Below are 22,504 nucleotides of genomic sequence, written 5' to 3'. Positions count from 1 at the left end.
CTTGATTGATAGGATTTAGCACCCTACACTGAATTCAGCAGTTAATAATTAACGGCAACCAAGGAGAGATGTATGTCAAATGATGCAAAGTGCCCATTCACGGGCGATGGTCCCAAAACAGCGATTGCCGGCACACCCACTAACGCAAGCTGGTGGCCCAACGCACTGAACATTAAATTGTTGAACCAGAATTCCCCATTGACTGACCCCATGGGCGAAGACTTCGACTATGTGGAAGAAGTCAAGAAACTCGATGTGCCTGCCCTTCTGAAGGACTTGGAAGCGCTGTACACCAATTCTCAAGACTGGTGGCCCGCAGACTACGGTCACTACGGCCCGTTCTTCGTTCGCATGACATGGCACGCCGCAGGTACATACCGTATCGCCGATGGCCGTGGCGGTGCTGGCACCGGCATGCAACGTTTTGCACCGCTGAACAGCTGGCCCGACAATGGCAACCTGGACAAGGCACGTCGACTGTTGTGGCCCATCAAGCAGAAGTACGGCAAGCAATTGTCATGGGCCGACCTGATTACCCTGGCCGGTACTTACTGCATGGACACCATGGGTTTCAAAACCTTTGGTTTCGCATTTGGCCGCAAAGACGTGTACGAGCCCGAGGAAGTGTATTGGGGTCCAGAAGCTGAGTGGCTGGCCACCAGCGACAAGCCCAACAGCCGCTACAGCGGCAAGCGTGACCTTGAAAACCCCTTGGCTGCTGTACAAATGGGTTTGATTTACGTGAACCCGGAAGGTCCGGACGGCAACCCCGATCCCAAGCTTTCAGCACACGACATTCGCACTACTTTCGGTCGCATGGCCATGAACGACTATGAAACAGTGGCACTGGTCGCGGGTGGTCACACATTCGGTAAGGCACACGGTGCAGGCAACCCGGCCCTGGTCGGCCCAGCGCCCGAAGGTGCACCCATTGAAGAGCAAGGTTTGGGCTGGATCAACAAGCATGGCTCTGGCAAGGGCGGTGACACCACCACCAGCGGTATTGAAGGCGCATGGAAACCCAACCCCACCAAGTGGGACATGGGTTACCTTGAAACCTTGTTCAAATATGACTGGGAATTGACCAAGAGCCCCGCTGGTGCACACCAGTGGAAACCCAAGGGTGGCGCAGGTGCAGGCACAGTAGTGGACGCACACGACCCCAACAAGAGCCACGCACCCATGATGACCACAGCTGACCTGGCGCTTCGCATGGATCCGGATTACGAGAAAGTTTCTCGTCACTTCCTGAACAACCCTGACGAGTTTGCGGACGCCTATGCCCGTGCATGGTTCAAGCTGACGCACCGCGACATGGGTCCAAAGAGCCGTTACATTGGCCCATTGGTGCCTGCGGAAGATTTGATTTGGCAAGACCCAGTGCCCGCAGCCGATTACAAGCGTGCAGATGATGCTGATGTTGCAGCCCTGAAAGCCAAAGTACTGGCCAGCGGCCTGAGCATTCCTCAACTGGTACGCACAGCTTGGGCTTCCGCTTCCACTTACCGCAACAGCGACAAGCGTGGCGGCGCCAACGGTGCCCGCATTCGCCTGGCCCCCATGAAAAACTGGGAAGCCAACAACCCTGCAGAACTGAGCAAGGTACTGGAGCAACTGGAAGGCATTCAAAAGCAATTCAATGATGCAGGCAATGGCAAGAAAATTTCAATTGCCGACCTCATCGTGATTGCGGGTGCTGCCGGTGTTGAAGCGGCTGCGAAGAAAGCGGGTCACAGCATTACTGTGCCAGTTGCGCTGGGTCGCACCGATGCAACGCAAGATCAAACCGATGTCGATTCCTTCGAAGTTCTGGAACCCACAGCTGATGGTTTCCGCAACTATGCCCGCAAAGGCCTGGAAGGCACAGCGGCAGAGCGTTTGATCGACAAGGCCAGCTTGCTGGGCTTGACCGCACCTGAGATGACCGTGTTGGTGGGTGGCTTGCGTGCCATGAACGCCAACGTGGGCGGTGCCAAGCATGGCGTGTTCACCAAGCGCCCAGAGGCATTGACCACTGACTTCTTCACCAACTTGCTCGACATGAGCACCAAGTGGAGCAAGTCAACCAGCGCCGACGGTGTTTTGGAAGGCCGTGATCGCAAGACAGGCGAAGTGAAGTGGACAGGTACCCTGGCCGACATGTGCTTCGGTTCCAACTCGCAACTGCGTGCACTGTGCGAAGTGTATGCCGGTGCAGATGCCGAGAAGAAGTTTGTGAACGACTTCGTGGCCGCCTGGAACAAAGTGATGAATGCCGATCGATTTGATCTGCACCATTAATTTGACTTGGTAGCCGAAAAAGCCCGGTGTGAAAGCACCGGGCTTTTTTTATTTGTCCCTGGAATCGGTGTATTGTTTGCAGTCGGTTTACACCTTACATTCCAATCACATTATGTCAGCACCTGTCACATTCGGCACTTTCCCAACCGCAAGCGGCCACAGTTTTGGCCACGCCGTGCTTAATAACCCCGCAGCCTTGAATGCGCTCACATTGCCCATGATCGACCTGCTCGACCCCCAATTAAAAAGCTGGGCGGAAGACGATTCGATTGCAGGTGTGGTGCTGAGTGCAGCAGGCGACAAAGCCTTTTGTGCGGGCGGAGACGTGGTAAGTTTGCACCACGCCAGCAAGCGCGTAGGGGCAGGCGTAGTACCGCCTGAAGCCGAGGCTTTTTTCGAACGTGAATACCGGCTGGACTACCGCATACACACCTACCCCAAACCCATTTTGTGTTGGGCACACGGCATTGTGATGGGTGGTGGCGTGGGTTTGATGGTGGGTGCCTCCCACCGCGTAGTCAGCCCCAATGCACGCATTGCCATGCCGGAAATTCACATTGGTTTGTACCCGGATGTGGCAGGCACCTGGTTCTTGCATCGCATGCCCGCGCGCACGGGTTTGTTTTTGGCCCTGACCGGCGCGGTCATCAACGCGGGTGATGCGTTGCTGGGCAAATGGGCCGATGCAGTGATAGAACATGCGCAGTTTTCAAATGTACTGCATGCCATTGAAAACACCAGCTGGCAGGGTGAGCTGAAATCGGACAAGGAAAAATTGTCTGCCCTGCTGAAACAGTTTGAAGTGAAGGCACCCACGCCTTTGTTACATACACACGCCAAAGAAATTGATGCCGTAATGAACCATGACACACTGGCTGAAATCGACGTGTCCTTGCGCGCGCTGCAACAAAGCGAGGTGGCTTGGCTGGCCAAAGCTGCTCAAGCATATGCGCATGGCTCTCCCACTTCGGCTGCGCTTTCATTTGAATTGATGAAGCGCCATGCAGGCGCAGACCTGGCCGATGTATTGCGGCTGGAGTATCAGGCTTCCGTGGGCTGCTGCGTACATCCAGACTTTCCGGAGGGCGTGCGGGCATTGCTGGTGGACAAAGACAAATCGCCAAAATGGAACCCAGGCAAGTTAAGTGAGGTGAGTGAAGCAACTATTCACGATCTCTTGAAACCAAGATTTCTCGGGCTGCACCCCTTGAACGATTTGTCGATTTCCCTTTGAGGCCAATCTCGATTGACTTGATTTTTTAAATGCCAAGTCCTATCATTGCGACACTCATTGGGGAGTAGCCTCTTTCCGCAAGGAAAGGCTTACGTCAACACACTTGGCCTATCATCATTTACAGGCTATGGCGTAAGCGGTTCTAGAACTTGGCAAGACCTTTGACTACTCAGCTTCCAGATCGGCCTGGAGAAGCTGTGTGGTCATTTGGTTTTTCCAGGCCCAGGAACTTATGTCATGTCTTCGGCACTTCTCGTATCCACCGGTGTAATTGCACTCGCTGAAATTGGCGACAAAACCCAGTTACTCGCATTTCTGTTGGCCACACGTTTCAAAAAACCAATTCCCATCATCATTGGCATTACCTTGGCCACACTGATCAATCACGGCCTGGCTGGCGTGGTGGGTAGCTGGATCACCGCCAATGTGGATCAATCCGTTCTGCGTTGGGTGCTTGGCGCATCCTTCATCGCCATGGCAGTGTGGACACTCATTCCCGACAAAATCGAAGATGAAGAAACTCAGCTGGCTACTAAGCTGGGCGTGTTCGGTGCCACCTTCATCACCTTCTTTTTAGCGGAAATGGGCGACAAAACCCAAATAGCCACAGTGGCCATGTCAGCACACTACAACGATGTGCTTATGGTAGTTGCGGGTACTACATTGGGCATGCTGATTGCCGACGTGCCTGCGGTGTTTGCTGGCGACAAGCTGGCTGAAAAAATTCCGATGAAGCTGGTGCACCGAATTGCTGCAGCGATGTTTGCGGCGCTTGGTGTAGCCACATTGTTGGGGATTGGGTCGGGCAGGGGTTTCTGAAAAATTCTCCGTATCGCGAATTTGTAAAAACTGCGATTTGTTTCATTGACCTGTCACCATCAGCGACATACGCTTTCGATATGCCCAACAAAAGTAATAATGAAATGTCAAGCGGCGTCGCCCCATTGTTGCAAAATCAAGGACCTATGACCAACTCCAACATTTTCAAAGTCAGCGATATCCAAACCATCGCCACCAGCGACACACCACAAAGCGTGTGGCCATGCACCCCACAATGTGTGGGCAAGTTAACGGTGCAGCCTGAACATCTCGACGAATTCGAGCACACCAACAACACCATTTACCTGGTGTGGATGCAGGCTATTGCGGCACTGCATTCCAGGCAACTTGGGCTAACGTTTCAAGACTTTGTAGAATTGGGCTACGGCTGTGTGGCACGCCAGCATCACCTGGAATACAAACGCCCCACCTTTGCAGGCGATACGCTGTGGATTGCCACCTGGATCAGCCACAACGAAGGCAAAGCCGACATGACTCGCCAGTACCAGTTTGTGCGCGAAAGCGACCACGCCACCGTGATGCAAGGGCACACTCAATGGGTGTGCATTGACATGAAAACCGGCCGCCCCAAAAAGCAACCGAGCCGGTTTCTGGAATGTTACAAACCAGTGAGCGCCGGAACGCTTTAAGTTTTCCGCAGAAACCTTAACGAGTCGTCGCCGTGCGTTGAAGCATTAAATCCGCGATCTGCATGGCGCCACCCGGAGTTTGATCAAATCGAATTTCTACTGCCCTCAAACTTCGCAAATTAATTCCACTCACCACACTCAAAGGAAAATCCACTGCATTCAGCAAGGTTTTTCTTGAACCGCCCCCCTCTGGATTACCTGGTGGGTTGTAAAGCGAACTGGTGTAATCACTTGCTTTCAAGTTGAAAGTTTTTCCGTCACTGTCCTCCAACACCAAAGTGAAATTTTGATCCTGACTTTGATCGGGATTCAATGTACTCACGGCTACACGCAGACTGATTAAATCAAACTGACTCGCATCTTGCGCAGGAAAAACATTCCGTATTCTGGCCGGAGAATTCCATGCCACAGCCAGTTGGGGCGTGATCGAGAATGTGGTGGCCGATGGACACCCCACCCCTTCAATATCCGGGTCACAAATTTCGAATGTAGTCAAACCCTGCTGACTGACCACACCACCTAGACTATTGACGGTAAGCGCACCCTGCGTACCGAATGTATTGATCAACACACGATCGCTTGCTTTGGGCGTCAAACTTAAATGGTGGCGAAACTCACAAGGACCAACCCCATCCGGGCAGGCCTCGTTCAACACGGTGGCCCTGCCATTCCAATAGTGTGCAAATGCCTGTTCCCCACCCACAAAATACCGGAAAAAGCTGGCCATGAAGAACTGCCCCAAGGCACGCTGCTCTTCAGGCGTATCACGTTGATTCGACGCTGCATTGGTGCCGCAAAAAGGGTCATCTCCACCAGGATTCGTGATGGTCCAATCGTCGCTAGTCCATACGGTATTGAAATAATTGTGGTTGCTACCCATGGTCAAAATCTGAAACTTGGCAGCTTGATCGTCCGCTTTGAAATAACGGGAGTCGTCGTACACAAACGCGCCTTGTACGTCTTCAACATCACCGTCGCAGTAAGGAAGCAAGGTGGCGTAAGCTGAACTGTCGACTACGTCCAGGTTGTAATCTGTGGGGGCAAGCCCAAAGGTTGCAATTACTTTGTGCGGACGTGCTTGCTCGCGATTGTAGGTAACGTACTTGGCCACCCCATCACCCCCGCGTGAGTGTCCCATCGTACCAATGCGGCTCATGTCCAACTTACCTTTCAGAAAACCCAGGTTAGAACCCGCAGTTTGAGGTGTAGTTGACGCACCGGTTTCGGCGATATCTCGAAATGCGTCCAGATGCGCCTGGATCAATTGTGCTCGCGCATTTGCACCTGCGTCGCCACTGGCGGGTGAACCGTCGTTGTCATTGATGTCGTTCGCATCAATTGAAATGACTGCATAGCCATGGCTAGCCAAATGTTCTACCAAATACTGATAGCCCCTGTAACTGTCGGCCGGGCCCAAAACACCGTTGATATTCGGGCATGTGTCGTCGTCAGCAATCAGAACAGGAAGTTGTCCGATATCCGTTTCACATGTTTGATGTCTACCGTGCATCAACACCACCACAGGCATGATACCGGTGGCATTTGAATCGATAGTGATGTAACCGTGTACATCGCTTTCGTAGCTCGCGTTGCGCTTGGGATCGGTAACCACAATCCTACCGAAGCGGTAATCCACCTCCTGCAAACTGGCGCTGGGATTGTTTTGAAAGACACTGGCGCTTTGAAGCATCAGTGGGCTTCTTGCTTGAGGCACTGTAATCGGTGGTGAATCGTCCCCGTTTTGTTCCTGAGGCGCAGTCCGTGCTGAATTGGCAGCGTCGTCTGATCCGCACGCTGAGACCATCAATGCGGCGATCACCCCTAGGGTTAAAAAACGCAAGCGATTCAAAAACATTGTTTGCATATCAGGCCCTTGCTGGAAGCAGATCAATGCTTTCGAATACACAAGGTGTATGCCATTTGGAAAGTTACGCGCAAGGTGTCAGCGTTGTTACAACAATATCCCCCACAAAGAGGGGTAATCTCCTTCAATGCGAGGCGTCAACTTGGTGCAATTCACAAGCGCAATCAAACCAAAAACACAATACGGTGCACGCATTCCAGGGAACTTAAGCTGTCTCCTCAAGCTTTGTATAAAGCTGCTGTTCAATTTGCGCAAGCAGGAACTCAGAGTCACGCGCAATACCCGAGAAACGCCCCGAGCCCCAGGTGTGCAACCACGGCAAACCGAGAAAATAAACACCTGGTTCGCGGCTAACACCCCGATAATGATTCGGGTAACCTTTGCCATTGAAGATCGGTAAATCGATCCAGTCAAACGAGCTTTCAAAACCCACGGACCAAACAATTCCAGTGATGTTTTCAGCAATCAAATCGATACATGACCCTCCATCCTCAGGCGTCCACACAGGAACATATCTGGCCTCGTTCGGTGCCGAAATTCCATTCTCGGCAATGAAGCCATCAATCATGTTCTTGATGTTCTCGCTGCTCTGGTCCGCGTTGTCCAAATTCTTCGTGAGGTCATCTGCAAAATGCATCACACCATCCACGCAATTGATCAAACGGCCATGAAGTTGCATACCTTCCTTCGCCCGCACTCTCAGGTCAATGTCCCGGCCACCATCGCGACCAGTCACGTAATGATTGGCCTTGGCTCGGACCGCTTCCTTCTGGGGGTGCAACTCCACGGGCATGTCGTAGTGCCCCATGTCGGCCAGCCATTCCACAACATCGCGACCACGGTAGCGGCGCGCTACACGGGGAGCGCTGCCCACTGACAAGTGCACATGTCGGCCTGCCAAATGAAAGTCTTCTGCAATTTGACAACCACTTTGGCCAGAGCCAATCACCAGAATATTGCCCTCTGAAAACTGAGCAGGATTCCGATATTCTGAAGAATGAATCTGTCGGATATGCGCAGGTACTTTTTCTGACACCCTTGGAATTCTTGGCTTGTGGTAGCCACCCACAGCCACTACCACCTGCTTCGCCGTCAATGTTCCGTGCGTGCTTTGAATTTCGAACAAGCCATCGCTTAACTTGCGCAGCTGTTTCACTGCGACACCTTCGAACACAGGTGGCTGAAACGAGGCAACAAATGCCTCCAGGTACGCAACAATGTCCGCTTTTTTCATGAAGCCTTTTGGTTCAGGCCCAGCATACGGAAAGCCAGGCAAATTGCATTGCCAGTTTGGGGTTACCAAACAAAAGCTGTCCCATCGCTGATTGCGCCAGCTGTGCCCGATCTGGTTTCTTTCCAGCACAACATGATCAATCTCTTTGCGAGTCAAGTGATAACTCATCGAGAGCCCAGCCTGGCCACCGCCGATTACAACAACAGAATAATGATCTTTCAATTTACGTGGTTCAGCACTCACATTCTTCTCCCTCAATCCATTCGGATGACTTGCACCACAGCCGCTTCCCAACCCTGAAAATCAGTTGCCTTGGCAAGGATGATTTCCAGTTGATCAATGGCTGCTGAGCAGGCAAACCCATATTTTTCGCGCACACGCTCGCTGGCCGCACTCAACCCCAGTTCAGAAATTTTCAAAAACTCGGGCAAAGACACAAGTTGCCCCTCATGCAAGAAATTTCGAATCACCGTGGAAGGCGACTGGCACTTCATCACTGTGGCATCTGGCCACATCACATCAAATCGAACCACAGGCATGCGCCTCTCCCACCACATCAGTTGCGTGATTCAACTGGCTGCAACCCAACAGTGGTGTGCCAGAAAAATCCCACAACAGTTCCCGCTCGCTTTCATGATTTACCCAAACCATGGAGCCCTCAATCACATGCCCCACGGGTTCGCAACGCAAATCCCTGCTTCCAAAAAGTTGCTTCATCCGCTCCACACAAGTCGATGGCACACTGAACACGAAACCAAAACTGGGGAAGGTTTGCATCCAGCGTTCTACAGAGACTTCCTGTGGGCGTGGAAATGCAGCTGGCCAAATTTCAGCACCGCATGCAGAACATTCCAGCATCATCAATGTGGTGCCCAAAGCACCTGCCATACTGATGTCTTTACAGGCCACCGCCAAACCACCTTCTGCCACCTGTGGCAGCAGTTCCAGATCTGCCCGCAAGCGTTCCGCTGGCGAGTCTGTACTGGCATTCCAGTTGTTTCCAGCACCGTGGTAACCGCCTCTCAAATCAATCACACTCATCAACACATCACCGGGCTTGGCATCAAAACTGCTCAACACGGCGTTTGCTGAACCAATAATCGACACAGCCAGTTGAGCTTGTTTATTTCTGGCATTGGTGTGCCCGCCTACAATGGGCACCCTGTATCGAGCCGATGCTGCTGCCATGCCTTGGAGAATTCTTTGCAGCTGCCATGAATCAGCGGTCCATACTGCATCCACAACCGCCGTGGCGCGCCCACCCATTGCGGCGATGTCACTGACATTCACCATCACGCCGCAATAGCCTGCAAACCAGGGGTCCTCTTGAACAAACTCGTTCATGAAGCCTTCAATGGCAAACAGAAGAAAAGAACCATCCGCCGACTTCAACACGGCGCAGTCATCACCCACCCGGCATGAAGAATCGCAAGGTTGAGCGCTCGCCAATTCATCCATGGCAATCGCAATGTCTTTTTTATGCGCAAGCCCCTTGCTTTCCCGAATGCTGTGCACCAGTGTTTGTAGCCAACTCATACACGCCTCTCAATCCGTGCTTTGCTTGATGGTTGCTTGAACAGGTGAATAAATCCTCGGCCTGGGTCGTGCTCTACCGGGTACATGTCAAGGTTGGCTTGCATGAACATGTGCTGCACACCGTGCACGCTTACCTCACCCAAAGCCTGCCAACCCAGCTTTTGAAACAAACCCACATTTGGCAGTTGAACATTCGCATAAAAGGCAGTGCACCCTTGCGCGCGTGCACTACTCACCGCCATGGCAATCAGCGCTTTTCCAAGGCCTTTGACTGATCGATAAGCCTGATCCACAGCAAGGCGCGAGCCCACCCACACACCCGGAGCCTGCTCATGAATTCGTACGGTGCCCACCACAGCATCGGGAATACCCAGCAAACCGATGGTGGCCACCAGGGTATTGGCGCTGCTGTCAAACACATCATGGTCACTGGTCTGGAAAATGCCTTGCTCAACCACAAAAACACCGTTGCGCAATTTCTGCGCCTCTCGTAACGCCCAGTCATCTACGGCCAATTTGATGTGGCACTCACTGTGCGCAAATTCCTCAACATTCATTTCGGTAATAAACATGGCAGCACCTCACTCACAGGCTCAGACTTCAAAAGTTTTCAGTGTTGAACACGCACCACATTTTCCGCAGCCGGCTTTCATGTCTTTGGACAACAGGTCGGCTTCCCGCAACATCTGGCCAACGGGTTGAAGCACCTCCCGCATGAATTGGGAACTCGGAACCGGGTGGCTTTCCAAAGGAGTGCCACCAATTGGCACAAACGGAACCACAAAGGGATAAACCCCGCGCAATATCAGTTCGCGACACATGTCGATAATTTCAACCTGTGAATCGCCCAGCCCAACAATAATGTAAGTGCTCACCTGCCCGCGACCAAACACCTTCACCGCAGCATCAAATGCCTGCATGTAGTAACTCACCGGCACTGTGGCCTTGCCTGGCATCATTGCTTGCCGCGCTGCATCTGAAATCACTTCCAGGTGCATGCCCAAAGTGTCGGCACCGCTTCGCTTCAATTCGTCAAACCATTCAAAGCGATCTGGAGGTTCAATTTGTACTTGAATCGGCAAATCCACCGCAGCTTTCACCGCCAATACACTTTCAACCATGATTGCTGCGCCCCGGTCAGGCGTAGCTGGTGTGCCAGTGGTCATTACCATTTGCTTCACACCGTCCAGCTCGACAGCAGCCTTCGCCACTTCAGCCAGTTGCTGTGGTGTTTTTCGCTCAATGGTTCGGCCTGCCGCCAAAGACTGGCCAATCGAGCAAAACTTGCATGTTTTATTTCTGCTTTGGTAGCGAATGCAGGTTTGCAGCACGGTGGTGGCCAATACATCGCTGCTGTGCAGTGTGGCAATTTGCTCGTAAGGAATGCCCTCTGCGGTTTTCAGGCCATAGAACTTCGGTTGCTTTGGAAAATCAATCACAGCAATTGGAATTCCGTTTTTGCGAAGCTCGCTTTTCCCGTTGGCATCGGGCTTGCTGGCCATGAAAGGAGAGTCCCATGCCGTATGCGTATGAACAGGAATCATCACGGTTTGCCCATCCACCACAACCGCTTTGTGATCGGAAGGGCCAGCACCACCACGCCGGCTTTGAACCCCCGCAGACGGGTCTTCCAGCCTCAAGCCATAGGTTTGAAGATCAGTACTCAGCATGCTGCACTCCCGAAATTCTTCTCATGGGACTTGAAGCCTCATCCCTGACCAACAAGCTCAACAACTCGGGCCGCGCATAGTGACCAACCGAATCCATCATCCGTTTGCGCTTCGTGATCAGTGCCATGTCAAGATCAGCCACCACCAATCCTTCACCCTCGGTTAGAGGCTCGCCCAGCAACTTGCCTTCAGGGCTGACAATCGCAGTGAAACAACCACCACGCAGGCCTTTTTGCAAAGTGCTGTCTTGCGAAATACTTTGAACCTGTTCTTCGGAAAGCCAGGCAGTGCTGTTGATCACAAAGCAGCCCGACTCCAGCGCGTGGTGGCGAATCGTCACCTCCATTTGATCGGCGAATACCTGCCCCACCAAAGAACCAGGAAACTGGGCGCAGTGAATTTCCTCGTGCTGGGCCATCAAACAATACCTGGCCAAAGGGTTGTAGTGCTCCCAACAGGCCAGCGCACCCACACGCCCTGCACTCGTCTTCACCACTTTCAAACCCGATGCATCGCCCTGCCCCCACACCATTCGCTCGTGGTAGGTCGGTGTAATTTTTCGGCGCTTCAAGCGTATTTCGCCATTGCCGTCGAAAATAATTTGCGCGTTGTACAGCGAGCCATGGTCCCGCTCATTCACACCCAAAACAACCACCATGTTGTACTGGGCAGCCAAAGCCGATATCGCCTCAGTCTCTGCACCGGGCACCGTCACCGCATACTCGTAAAGCCGCAGATGATCCTTGCCTTGCTGAACAGGCGGCGACACAAAAGAAAAGTAGGGGTAGTAAGGCACAAAGGTTTCCGGGAACACGATAATTTGTACGCCTTTGGCTGCAGCCTCCTCCATGGTTTGACAAACCCGTTGGATGGTTTGGGCAGGGTCCTGAAGATCAGGTGCGATCTGCGCCGCTGCTGCGCGAATTATTCTGGGCTGGGTCATGCACGTATACTCCACTTCAACTGCCATCAAGTGGGGCGCCGGTGGGCGACCCCACTGCGCGTTTACAACGTCCAGGTGTCAATAATCACGGCACTGTCACGTTTGTGAATCAGCACCAGGTCCATCACATCCAGGGGGTTGATGGGTCGAATTCCCTCAATCAGGGAAGGCTCTCCATGGCCATACAGCGCCTGCAACGCAAAACGGCACGCGTACACTTTGCCGCCTTCACCCATGAATTTCTTGATTTGATTGTTGAAATTCAAATGACCAGGAAACGCCTCGTTGCCCAAGGTGGGGAATCCACGCTGCACACCCAAAGTAACGCCGGGGCCATACAGCAGCACCGAGGTCTCGAAGCCTTTGCGCTGCAATCGTGTAGCCTGCAACAGATTCACAAAACCAATCGAACCTTCAAACGCCACTGTGTGAAAAGTCACCAGCGCTTTTTGACCTGGCTCGGCCTTCACATCCTCAAATACTTTTTCTTCATAATCGACAAAATAATCGCCATCAACATGAGCGGGGTGATTTACTTTAGGCATTTCATGATCTCCAGAGTCATCAACAAATGGGCACCGTGAAAGTGAATTGCACTGTGCCGGCGCACGCTCACAGAGTCGCAATGCCTGTACCAATTCAAGCTCTCCAAATCCAATCAATGTGCAATCAAATCCATTTCATGCGACTCTCCAGCCAGTTCCATTCTCAAACCTGAGAGCTGACATCACCACACAAGTCAAAAACATCGCACCTGAAAAGTGCAATGCACCGGGCGCGCAAGTTGCTTGCACCCATTTGAAACCGACAGGCACAGCGAGTGAACATGCGAAGCAGATCAACTCTTTTGGAAGACTGGAACAAGGTGCTTTCCAGTTGCGACAAGCCTGCCTATTTGGCTATTGCCGAAGCAATTGAACTCGAAATACAACGGGGCGTGCTGCAGCTTGACGACCGGCTTCCACCCATTCGTGAACTGGCCAAAGGCTTGAATCTGGACTACACCACGGTTGCACGTGCCTATCAGGAAGCGCAGCACCGCGGCCTGATCACGTCCAAGGCAGGCGTAGGCAGCTACGTCCGGATAAGAAACTCAAACCAGCTTGAAGCAGAACCCACGCTGATCGAGATGACCATGAACATGGCTCCTGAACCACAAGAGCCCGAATTACTTGCGCGCATGCGCCACGGTGCACGGCATGTGACAGAGCAAGGAAACTTTCACCGGCTAACCCGGTATCAGGATTTCGGGGGAACTGAAGACGATCAACAGGCTGCTGCTGTCTGGTTAAACGGTGTCAGCCCACATCACAAGGGGCGCACGGTTCTGGTGACACCAGGCATTCAGGCCACACTGGCTGGCCTGATGAATGGCTTGGTCGGTGCGGGCAATACACTGTGTGCAGAAGCCATCACCTACCCTGGCGTAAAAGCAATGGCGGGCTTGCTGGGCATACGCACACTGGGCATCCCCGGCGACGCCCAAGGTATTCTTCCAGATGCTCTTGAGGCACACTGCAGAATCAACAAAGTTCGGGCGCTGTACCTGAACCCGACCATCCAGAATCCGACCACCCGCACCATCAGCGAAACACGCAGGCGTGAAATTGTAGAAGTGGCCCGATATTTTGGCCTCAAGATTATTGAAGATGACCCTTACAGCAAATTGATGCACAACCCGCCGACATCCTTGGCCAGCCTTGCGCCAGAACTGACGTACTACGTCAACGGATTGTCCAAAACCTGCAGTGCGGGCCTTCGGATTGCATTTCTGGTGTGCCCAACCGAACTCGAATCCAAACGCATTGCCTCCTCACTGCGCGCCACGCAAATCATGGCCAGCCCAATGTGCTCAGCACTTGCTACACAATGGATTCTCGATGGCACAGCACAAATGTGTCTGGACAATATTCGACTGATGAGCCAGCGAAGGCAACTGATCGCCAGGCGAATACTGGGAGATTTCAAAATCGAAACAAACCCGGAAGCGTTTCACCTCTGGTTGAATCTTCCATCAGCCTGGAGTCAGTCCGCATTCTGTGGGCGACTGCTCAATCGAGGCATCGCCATTGCCAGCGCAGACATGTTCTGCCTGGAAGGTGCAACACCCAACGCTGTGAGACTTTCCCTGGGTGGCAATCTAAATGACGAGCGCTTGGAGCACACCTTGCGAATTGTTGCTGAAACCCTCAACAGCTATCCAGCAAATCACTGAGGCCAAAAGTGGCCGCAGATATCAACCGGTTAATTCAAGGTGCCGTCACGGTGCAACTCGTCAATTTGATCATTCAGCGTACACCAATCGTAAATAACACCGATGCCGAACAGGCCCACAGTGAGCAGGTAGATCAAACCAGTAATCCACTTGCGTTGGTAAAACCGATGAATGCCGAACACACCCAGAAAAGTCAGCAACACCCAGGCAATGTTGTAGTTGATGGGGCCGGTTAGAAAACGGCGATCTGCGCTTTTGTCCATGCCCGGGATCAAGAACAAATCGACAATCCAGCCAATCAAAAACAGGCCAAGCGTGAAAAACCAGATGATGCCGGAAATGGGGCGTCCATAATAAAAACGATGTGCGCCCATGAAACCGAAAATCCAGAGGATGTATCCGATGACGATACTGTGGCTGTTGTTTTCTTTGATCATGTGCATTTTCTTGTTAGAGCTTATCCAAAAAATAAAATAACACAGTGTTGTAGAACTTCGATCAAATACACGCGCTGTTTAAAGCGAGTAACTTATTGTGTGGCAAGTGCGAACTACACATTCAGGCAGAGTCAAATCTTCAATTTCACGGAAACAAACCATGTACGACGCAGTCAAGAATTACTACGGCAAAGAACTACAAAGCAGCAGCGATCTGAAAACCACAGCTTGTTGTGATTTTTCATCCATACCCGCGTGGCTGAAACCCTTGCTGTCAAATATTCACGACGAAGTACTTAGCCGCTACTACGGGTGTGGTTTGGTGTGCCCAACAGACTTGAAAGGAAAACGTATTCTTGACCTGGGCTCTGGCTCCGGGCGTGATGTGTATGCCCTGGCACAACTGGTCGGCGAAACCGGCGAAGTGGTGGGTGTCGACATGACCGAAGAACAACTGGAAGTGGCCAACCGCCACATTGAATACCATCGAGAGAAATTTGGCTACTCGCACAGCAATGTAACCTTCTTGCAAGGATACATTGAACGACTCGATGAACTGGGTCTGGAGAAAAACAGTTTTGATGTGATTGTTTCGAACTGTGTGGTCAATCTTTCACCTGACAAAGACGCTGTCATGCGCCAAGCCTATGAACTGCTGAAACCAGGTGGCGAATTTTATTTCTCGGATGTGTATTCGGATCGCAGAATAGCGCCTCAAGTGGCCAGCGACCCGGTGCTCTATGGCGAATGTTTGGGGGGTGCCATGTACTGGAACGACTTCTTGAGGATTGCAACCCAAAACGGCTTTACCGACCCGCGTTTGGTCGAAGACCGCCCGCTCGACATAACCGATGAACGCTTGAGTCAATTGGTTGGGCAAACACGCTTTTACTCCGCCACCTACCGACTGTTCAAGCTGGCCGATTTGGAAACTGCGTGTGAAGACTACGGCCAAGCAGTGATTTACCGAGGCACCAGCGAAAACCAGGCACACGGCTTTCTTCTGGACAAACACCACTTCATGGAAACCGGCAAGGTTTTCCCCGTGTGTGGCAATACATTCCGAATGCTGCAACACACCCGTTTCAAAGAGCACTTTCAGTTCATCGGTGACTTTTCCAAACACTATGGAATTTTTGAGGGATGCGGCAGTTCCATACCATTTGAACAAGAGATTAGTTCAGCAAAGTTGGGAGCTTGTTGCTGAACAGACTGGATAACTGCGCTGGCCTGCATCCTAAATAGTGCTACTTCCGGGCACGGCTGAACTCCTCCACCCGCTCCCACAACTGCAAATACGCTTCAGCCGACCGGAACAAAGTGGCCACAGCAGGTTTACCGTCAGGCTGCATCATCATGTCCGCGATGTAATCCGGGTACAAGCCGTAGTGGGCCACACCATCGGTGTTCAAGTCATACACGCGTTCGCCTGTTCTCTGGCGCTCAAACACCACATCACCCATTGGCGATTTGAAGGGATACACCAAGGGCTTTTCAACTGCATCAGCGCGGGGATCTGCCTGCTGGTGAATGCCGTTGATGTCTGAACCAAACCCGCTCGCAGGTGCTTTGCCAGCTGGATACAAAGCACTCAGCTTTTGAATGTAGTCCACTGCCGTGGGAGAAGGTTTGTCGGGCAAATTAGAAATAAGTCCGCCTGAATCGACGATGCGCTGGCTATCGCGCGCAGCGCTGATGGTGCCGGAGTGTCCGGACACCACTGGCAGGCCACGTTCCTTCATCATGGCCAACACCCGCTTGCGCGACAGAGCGCCCATGTGGTCTGTCTCAACAATCACGCCTTTTTTGGCCAAGGCATCGATTAGAAAATCACCCAGTTTTGTCAAACCACGGGCATTGCGCTGACACTCCCGTCCCGGCACATCTTCGGGAGTGGGCGGGGTATTGGTCAATTGCAGCAAAGCCAATTCAAACAAACCGTAGTCCTTGCTGTCCACTGTCGCAGGTTCAGCACTGTCAATGTCTTCACAGGTGGTGCTTGCAAATGGGTGACCAGTTTCCCAAATATTGCCGGCATTGAACACCTGCATCAACGCAGCATCCTTGGTGAAGCGGCTAATTTCAGTGCCGCCAAACGCGTTGTCGAATATATGAAGAGGAAATACGCTGCGAATACCCAACGCATAGAACTCATCCAATCGCTCCAGAATTTGCTGCTCCGTGCACTCGGGCATGCCCATGAATTCGCCGCAGTTGAACAGCTTTTCGTTTTCAATACCCATCACCACAGCAAGCTTGCCGTCGGCGATCACGTCACGCGCCGTGGCGCTGTCGTAAACAATCCTGAACCATCCTTTTCCTGGGCCGCCCTCCTGGGCGTCGATGTACTCCTCCAAATCCAGCAGCAATTGCCGTTGCAATTTCACGCTTTCCATTTCATCGCAATCATGTTCTTTCAAAGGCCACACCTGGCAAATCACCTCATTGGCCACAAAGTGATTCACCATAATGCGCTGCCCACCCATCCACGCGCGCTTCATCCACACGTAATAAGTTTGATGATGGGTTTGAGATCTTGGGTTGGGCCAATAACTAAAAGTGGGCCAACCATCCGTGGCATGTTGGTTAACAGGGCTGCCAGTGGCCAACAGGTTGTCCAATACACCCAAGGTGCCCTGCGGGCCATGGTCAGCTTCACAACTGTTCAAGGCCTTGGTAATGCCAAAAGGGTGAAAGGGGCGGCCATGCGCAAGCTTGCCCCCCAAGGCCTCGCTGCCCCCGATGTGAATGTGCGTATCCACCCAACCCACCACTTCCCCATTCGAAGTGGTGCCCTTGAACGGTGTACCTGCTGCGTTCAACTCGGCTTCAGGAAACACGGCACATCCCGAAGCCGGCTGCAACACAAACATGCTGGCTTCTGCCTCACCATTGACCAAGGCTAGCCCCTCACCTTGAACAGCCAGAAACTGTTGGGTGACAAGCTGCCTGAATCGAAATGAATTCTGTTGTAATGCGGGAATGATTTCCCACACGGTTAAAAATCCAGGCTCAGCCTGTGCAAAGGGCGTTGCATCACTGCTTGATTCTGCACTTTGCTGATCGACGGCCTCGCCCAAAGCCCCACCAGCCTGACGCACGCCATCACTGATCGGCTTCAAAGGCTCAATCACTTCCGCGAGATCACCAAGACCTGACAAAAAATCAGTGCCAGTTCGAAGAAACTGGATTAGTTGCGCTTGGTTAAAAGGGTTTGAATTGGAGAGCCCCAAAAAACTTGCATTGCTGTCAAACAACAAGTACTGGCCCAAGCGGCTTGGCTTGAAATAGAAGGGTGAAGGTGCGTTACCGATGCCATACATGCTGCCGCTTGCATTCAAGAAACGCCTATCGGTTGTGGCAACTGAAAAACACTGATTGGCAATATTGAATTGATCAAGCCGCGAGTCAGCTTGCCCAGCCTGTACCCGCGTACTTGAGGTGGATGAAGTGTCACCGCCCCCCAGGCAACCCGCCAAGGAAAGAAGCACACCAAGCCACACCAAACAAGAGGCTGCTCGTCCCATCTCTGTCTCCGATTTTTGATTGTTTCGGAAAGTGTAGAACAGGTGAGAATTTGACAATGTCGATTAGCTGACACAAAGAGTGATGGACACACAAATGACAGAATGATGAATTGTCACACTGAGAGTTTAACCAATAGGTTTTGTTGTTTTTGTAGTTACAACACGTTGATTTAGTAGAGCATCCTCTAAGTGTACGGCTGTACTCTCATTAATGACTACACGGTCATTTTTAAAGGAGTACCACCATGCAGCTTCGACAACTTTCCGCAATCAATGCCACTTCGATGGGATTCGCCGCGACAGTTCCAACTTTCCTGATATTAAGTTTGAATGGCACTGTCCTTTTTTACGGTATCGATACGGTAGCTTCTCTATCAGTAGTCGTTGGGCTTACGGCATTTTTAGCTTCCCTGTTCAGACGAAAAAGGGCCTAAAAAATAAAGCTCTGCGGTGATGGCACACACTGTGAACATTCCCTTTTTAAGTGGCTTGCTCATCAAAATAAATTACAAATTGAAGTAGTGTCATTCAGACTGTTTCAGCTAATCCATAACAGTCGAACGGAAGTATCACTTGAGGCAACTGGATGTCGGTGACCTCGGATAAAATGACCTCGAAAATCTCTCAGCTAATTTTTATTCTTTTGGGTGCATTGCTGGGATTATCTGCATGCACCGAAGATCAAATGGCGATGAGTTCCCGCACTAACCCAGTGAGTACACCTGATACATCACAGGGAGGCGAACCCGACACCGAAGACCCTGCAACGAGTGACGAAACCCTGGTGCTTCAACTTGCACTCGACAACGACAAGACAGGTTCCCCATGAAAATTTTGCTGAGATCTCTTGTGTGCGTCACCCTCTCATTGGGCGGCATCACGTTTGTTCAAGAGACATACGCTGCTGGCATGAGCACCCACGCCTTTATGGCCGACTTCGGTCGCAAGGCACTGCCAGAGGGGCCACTCAAAGCCCTGCTCACTGCACACCGCGCCTCTTTGATATCAGGGGCTATTCATCCGGATGGTGGCTATGGGTCAGGTGCGGCGTTTCCGGAAGATCGTGGCATGGCCGAGGCTGCCCACTGGGGCGATTTCACCGAAGCGTTTCTAAGTTATTTGCGCAAAGACAAAGACGGTGGCCGTTGTGCAAAAGAGGCTCGTGACTATCAGGCCAGTTATCTGGTTGACAACCCGTTGGCCGTAATCAATCCATTGGGACTAAGCCAGGACTGTGGGAGACTAATTGCTTTCATGTTTGGTAACGCGGCACATGGATTAACCGATGAATCCTGGGACTCATTATTCGAGCCACAGGTTCGAGCACGCGGCGAAGATCCCAACCCAATTTCATTGCTGGGCAGTAAAGCGGTTTTTAAACCTTTCACACCCAAAGAGGCCTTGATTCCGATTATTGGCGAAGCTGGTTACAAGCAGCTGTCCGATCTGTTCGGGATGACGCCTTTGAATGCAATCGAGTACGCTGGAGACATTGTAGGAATTGCCGAACATAATTTGTGGGCTGAAATACCCGCACTGGAACTTCCCCCAAGCGCCGATCTGGTAAAGGTGTACCGAGGCAATCGTTTTGTGGGCAACTCCGTGGGTGAGGCTGCCGTTCAACGCGCTCATCTTGTTGCACGTAGCGCAGTCGCAGCCGAGCGCACAGGCGCAGCAGCAGAAATAATCCGCATCCGCAACACAATGCCATGGCTGCACGGCAATTACTTTGCAGGACCAGGCGGTGTCGTAGACTCAGGCTACATGGTCGCAGGCATGTACGAGCAATGGTGGCAAATGTTGATCACGAAAGCGGACAACGATATTTTCTCTCCCCAAGTTGCCGGGGTGTATCCAAAAAACGGCGCCCGAAACCTACCCACAAATATTCAGCAGGATAATTTCAGAATATATGCCGTCATGGGACGCAATGTTCAGCCCTCATCCGTGAATACCCAAACCGTGAAGATGTTCAATGAAAAAGGTAAACCAGTGGCAGGCAAACCAAGCGTTGGTATTTACGATCGGGAACACACCCATCTGATTCGATTTGAACCTGAGACCAACCTGCTACCGGGACACACTTACACTATGGTGATCAGCACCGGCGTGAAAGACAAACAGGGCCGCGCTCTGAAAAAAGCTTACATTTGGCGGTTTGAAACTCAGTCCGCTCAATCTCCAGGCATGTGAATCAGTGAGTCCACTGACTCCCAAACTGAAAGTGGCACTTTAGCCCTCACTTACTTTTTTCTTTCAAGCTGTGCTTTGTTTCGCCGAATAACGGATTCAATCAAGGTTTGAGCCTCTTTCAAATCTTTCAACGTACGTTCAGCCACCTGCTTTTCATCTGCTGCCTGAATTGCATGTTCCAAGGCCTTTCGAACGTTCTTCAACTCTTTAATGAAATCTTCCATGTTCTGCCCTTGAATAAAACGAGTATTTTACTGACTACCCGATCTACTTCTTTGTCTAATTTAAAGAGCAACTATTCAGCATGACATGTCACTTTGAACTGAAGCGATCTGTGAACAGCGTTGAGGCACCACAACTGTGGTCACCCGAATTCAGTCCTTGTAATTGACACATACCGTATTAATGATCGCCACCATTGTGACTGGCCGTTTGATAGTCCATTTTCATCACAAGACACGCTTAGAAGCTTCCGCAACGTCTACTCATTCACATCCTGAATTTCGCCCAGCAGCTCCATGCTCAAATTGTGCTGTTTAATCAATTCACAAAAAGACTCTGGAACGTTCAGTACACCCTGAGCGTTCAAAACCTGGGTCGGCTCTGGCACTCTTTGCTTGTTCTCAAACCGCTCTTGAACCGCCTCAAGAAAAATACTCATGGCCTCTTTCTGCGCCTCCTCGATTGAGGAGAACAATTCCCGAGCTCCCACGAAATCTGGAAAACGTAGTTCAAATTGAGCTTTGGCGAGATGCCTGATGATGAAAAAATATTGCATAGGGTGCTCCTTAGACTTCCTTTGATACTACCCTGTCAAAGTTACGAATGTGCAAACGCGCCACAATGCAAAACGAACCTGGCGGATTACTCACGCTAAGTCCATGGAATTCATTGAAATTTTCATAGATCATGGCATACAAATCAGCATGGAAGGCTAAGGCTGTTGGCGTGACAATTTGGTGATTAAGCGATTCTGGCGTGCTGTGAAATACCAGGAAATCAAGTTAAGTATCAGAAGCGAATGAGGGAGACATACGTTAGCGGCAACACAAACAAGGTGAACACGACTTTCGGACCGATGTCTTACATCGACTCGGGTACTGGTCCTGCATTGGTTTTTATACATGGCTGGCCAATGCAGAAAGAAACTTTTTTGCCAATTACAAGAATTCTGCAAAAAGATTTCAGGTGTATCTGCTTCGACTTGATCGACATTGGTGAATCGCGGCCTTCAACAGCCCCAACACCACTCAGTTTTCTCGCGCGAAGCCCAATGGGCTTCGGCGGATGTTTTGCCAACAAAGATCTTATCCATGGCGAGTTCTTCTCGCTCACAACCAAACCTCTGATCGAAAATCCTGAGAAATTGGCCGGATGCCTTCGCTTCCTGAAATCCATGGACTGGAACGAGTGTGAGAGGCTCTCTCAAGTGCATACTCAAATCAATGCAAAAGTCCACTGCATCTGGGGAGAGGCTGATCCATTCTTCCCAGTTTCGGAGGCTCGTGAGATGTTTCAGAAGTTCGCCAACCCTGGGGAGTTCGTCACGATCAAGAACGCCAAATTGCTCCCTTATGCGGAGTACCCAAAAGAGTCAGCGGCCTTCATTCACAGGTTTATGCAACCTTGAGGGGCATATCACCCTGCATGAAGCAGCCTGGCGGCAGGTTGACCGCAGACACGTACACGGGACATCCTTACGTAATTTCTGTCCATGTCTGGATCTACAAAGAGATGTCTACTAACTATCAAATTCGATTATTCGATATTTAGCAAAACTTCTCTATTGTTAATGAGAACTATTATCGATTATCATTTAGACATCCTCATTAATTAGTAATATTCATGTTTGAGAAGCATTACCGAGAGCTCAAACATTTCTTGCTCAATCGATTGCGCGGT

21 protein-coding genes and 1 riboswitch are annotated in these 22,504 nt (G+C 51.4%); of the genes, 9 read left to right on the top strand and 12 right to left on the bottom strand.

Translation table 11 applies throughout. The annotated features are described in order from the left end of the window. Positions 1–72: 72 nt before the first annotated feature. The 4 genes from katG to BSZ31_RS08750 all read left to right on the top strand — a co-directional run bounded on the left by katG (position 73) and on the right by BSZ31_RS08750 (position 4,983). Complete coding sequence (gene katG, locus BSZ31_RS08765; protein ID WP_105028421.1) at positions 73–2,280, top strand: catalase/peroxidase HPI; 2,208 nt, start codon at positions 73–75, stop codon at positions 2,278–2,280. A 112-nt stretch (positions 2,281–2,392) separates the two neighbouring features. Further along, positions 2,393–3,514, top strand: coding sequence for an enoyl-CoA hydratase/isomerase family protein (locus BSZ31_RS08760; RefSeq protein WP_105029813.1), 1,122 nt, complete (start codon positions 2,393–2,395; stop codon positions 3,512–3,514). Between the two features lie 47 nt (positions 3,515–3,561). Beyond that, positions 3,562–3,745: riboswitch (yybP-ykoY riboswitch) on the top strand. 6 nt (positions 3,746–3,751) lie between these two features. After that, positions 3,752–4,333 carry a TMEM165/GDT1 family protein gene (locus BSZ31_RS08755; RefSeq protein WP_105028420.1) on the top strand — a complete coding sequence of 194 codons (582 nt, stop codon included), beginning with the start codon at positions 3,752–3,754 and terminating at the stop codon, positions 4,331–4,333. 146 nt (positions 4,334–4,479) lie between these two features. Next, positions 4,480–4,983: a thioesterase family protein gene (locus BSZ31_RS08750; RefSeq protein ID WP_105029812.1), complete on the top strand. Its 504-nt coding sequence runs from the start codon at positions 4,480–4,482 to the stop codon at positions 4,981–4,983. Between the two features lie 16 nt (positions 4,984–4,999). On the opposite strand, the gene BSZ31_RS08745 is transcribed toward BSZ31_RS08750, so the two are convergent. From BSZ31_RS08745 to BSZ31_RS08710, 8 genes are all read right to left on the bottom strand, one after another. Beyond that, positions 5,000–6,847, bottom strand: a complete 1,848-nt coding sequence (locus BSZ31_RS08745) for a hypothetical protein (protein ID WP_206018578.1) — start codon at positions 6,845–6,847, stop codon at positions 5,000–5,002. A gap of 205 nt (positions 6,848–7,052) precedes the next feature. After that, positions 7,053–8,324, bottom strand: a complete 1,272-nt coding sequence (locus BSZ31_RS08740; RefSeq protein WP_240605676.1) for an MSMEG_0569 family flavin-dependent oxidoreductase — start codon at positions 8,322–8,324, stop codon at positions 7,053–7,055. A gap of 11 nt (positions 8,325–8,335) precedes the next feature. Continuing rightward, on the bottom strand, positions 8,336–8,620 hold the full coding sequence (locus BSZ31_RS08735) for an MSMEG_0570 family nitrogen starvation response protein (RefSeq protein WP_105028419.1): 285 nt from the start codon (positions 8,618–8,620) through the stop codon (positions 8,336–8,338). Continuing rightward, positions 8,601–9,617: a sll0787 family AIR synthase-like protein gene (locus tag BSZ31_RS08730; protein WP_105028418.1), complete on the bottom strand. Its 1,017-nt coding sequence runs from the start codon at positions 9,615–9,617 to the stop codon at positions 8,601–8,603. The genes BSZ31_RS08735 and BSZ31_RS08730 overlap by 20 nt, the downstream gene beginning before the upstream one ends. Continuing rightward, on the bottom strand, positions 9,614–10,189 hold the full coding sequence (locus BSZ31_RS08725) for an MSMEG_0567/Sll0786 family nitrogen starvation N-acetyltransferase (protein ID WP_206018577.1): 576 nt from the start codon (positions 10,187–10,189) through the stop codon (positions 9,614–9,616). The genes BSZ31_RS08730 and BSZ31_RS08725 overlap by 4 nt, the downstream gene beginning before the upstream one ends. A gap of 21 nt (positions 10,190–10,210) precedes the next feature. Next, on the bottom strand, positions 10,211–11,287 hold the full coding sequence (locus BSZ31_RS08720) for an MSMEG_0568 family radical SAM protein (RefSeq protein WP_105028417.1): 1,077 nt from the start codon (positions 11,285–11,287) through the stop codon (positions 10,211–10,213). Beyond that, positions 11,274–12,230, bottom strand: coding sequence for a Nit6803 family nitrilase (locus BSZ31_RS08715; RefSeq protein ID WP_105028416.1), 957 nt, complete (start codon positions 12,228–12,230; stop codon positions 11,274–11,276). Before BSZ31_RS08715 ends, BSZ31_RS08720 begins: the two co-directional genes overlap by 14 nt. Positions 12,231–12,292: 62 nt before the next feature. Next, complete coding sequence (locus BSZ31_RS08710; RefSeq protein ID WP_105029808.1) at positions 12,293–12,775, bottom strand: MSMEG_0572/Sll0783 family nitrogen starvation response protein; 483 nt, start codon at positions 12,773–12,775, stop codon at positions 12,293–12,295. Positions 12,776–13,056: 281 nt separating this feature from the next. Here BSZ31_RS08710 and BSZ31_RS08705 point away from each other — a divergent pair, with 281 nt between their 5' ends. Then, the gene (locus BSZ31_RS08705; RefSeq protein ID WP_105028415.1) at positions 13,057–14,445 is read left to right on the top strand and encodes a PLP-dependent aminotransferase family protein; all 1,389 of its coding nucleotides are present in this window, start codon (positions 13,057–13,059) and stop codon (positions 14,443–14,445) included. Between the two features lie 29 nt (positions 14,446–14,474). Here BSZ31_RS08705 and BSZ31_RS08700 read toward each other — a convergent pair whose 3' ends face one another. Further along, positions 14,475–14,888: a TM2 domain-containing protein gene (locus tag BSZ31_RS08700; RefSeq protein ID WP_206018576.1), complete on the bottom strand. Its 414-nt coding sequence runs from the start codon at positions 14,886–14,888 to the stop codon at positions 14,475–14,477. A 154-nt stretch (positions 14,889–15,042) separates the two neighbouring features. Between BSZ31_RS08700 and BSZ31_RS08695 the strand changes: the two genes are divergently transcribed. Then, on the top strand, positions 15,043–16,089 hold the full coding sequence (locus BSZ31_RS08695; RefSeq protein WP_105028414.1) for a methyltransferase domain-containing protein: 1,047 nt from the start codon (positions 15,043–15,045) through the stop codon (positions 16,087–16,089). Positions 16,090–16,129: 40 nt separating this feature from the next. Here BSZ31_RS08695 and BSZ31_RS08690 read toward each other — a convergent pair whose 3' ends face one another. Further along, positions 16,130–18,409 carry a Coagulation factor 5/8 type domain-containing protein gene (locus BSZ31_RS08690; protein WP_105028413.1) on the bottom strand — a complete coding sequence of 760 codons (2,280 nt, stop codon included), beginning with the start codon at positions 18,407–18,409 and terminating at the stop codon, positions 16,130–16,132. A gap of 607 nt (positions 18,410–19,016) precedes the next feature. Here BSZ31_RS08690 and BSZ31_RS08685 point away from each other — a divergent pair. Together BSZ31_RS08685 and BSZ31_RS08680 are read left to right on the top strand one after the other, a co-directional pair. After that, positions 19,017–19,238 carry a hypothetical protein gene (locus BSZ31_RS08685; RefSeq protein WP_105028412.1) on the top strand — a complete coding sequence of 74 codons (222 nt, stop codon included), beginning with the start codon at positions 19,017–19,019 and terminating at the stop codon, positions 19,236–19,238. A gap of 80 nt (positions 19,239–19,318) precedes the next feature. After that, positions 19,319–20,602, top strand: coding sequence for an Ig-like domain-containing protein (locus BSZ31_RS08680; protein WP_168426909.1), 1,284 nt, complete (start codon positions 19,319–19,321; stop codon positions 20,600–20,602). 50 nt (positions 20,603–20,652) lie between these two features. Here BSZ31_RS08680 and BSZ31_RS16885 read toward each other — a convergent pair whose 3' ends face one another. Both BSZ31_RS16885 and BSZ31_RS08675 read right to left on the bottom strand, forming a co-directional pair. After that, the gene (locus BSZ31_RS16885; protein ID WP_168426908.1) at positions 20,653–20,826 is read right to left on the bottom strand and encodes a hypothetical protein; all 174 of its coding nucleotides are present in this window, start codon (positions 20,824–20,826) and stop codon (positions 20,653–20,655) included. Positions 20,827–21,083: 257 nt separating this feature from the next. Then, positions 21,084–21,380, bottom strand: coding sequence for a hypothetical protein (locus tag BSZ31_RS08675; protein ID WP_105028410.1), 297 nt, complete (start codon positions 21,378–21,380; stop codon positions 21,084–21,086). A 300-nt stretch (positions 21,381–21,680) separates the two neighbouring features. Here BSZ31_RS08675 and BSZ31_RS08670 point away from each other — a divergent pair, with 300 nt between their 5' ends. Then, positions 21,681–22,232, top strand: a complete 552-nt coding sequence (locus BSZ31_RS08670) for an alpha/beta fold hydrolase (protein ID WP_146106647.1) — start codon at positions 21,681–21,683, stop codon at positions 22,230–22,232. The last annotated feature ends 272 nt before the right edge of the window (positions 22,233–22,504 follow it).

Origin of the sequence: Limnobacter sp. SAORIC-690 (assembly GCF_002954425.1) — a bacterium.
GTDB classification, from domain to species: domain Bacteria; phylum Pseudomonadota; class Gammaproteobacteria; order Burkholderiales; family Burkholderiaceae_B; genus Limnobacter; species Limnobacter profundi.
Note: the sequence above shows the minus strand (reverse complement) of the source record. Positions and strands in the feature narration are given on the sequence as shown.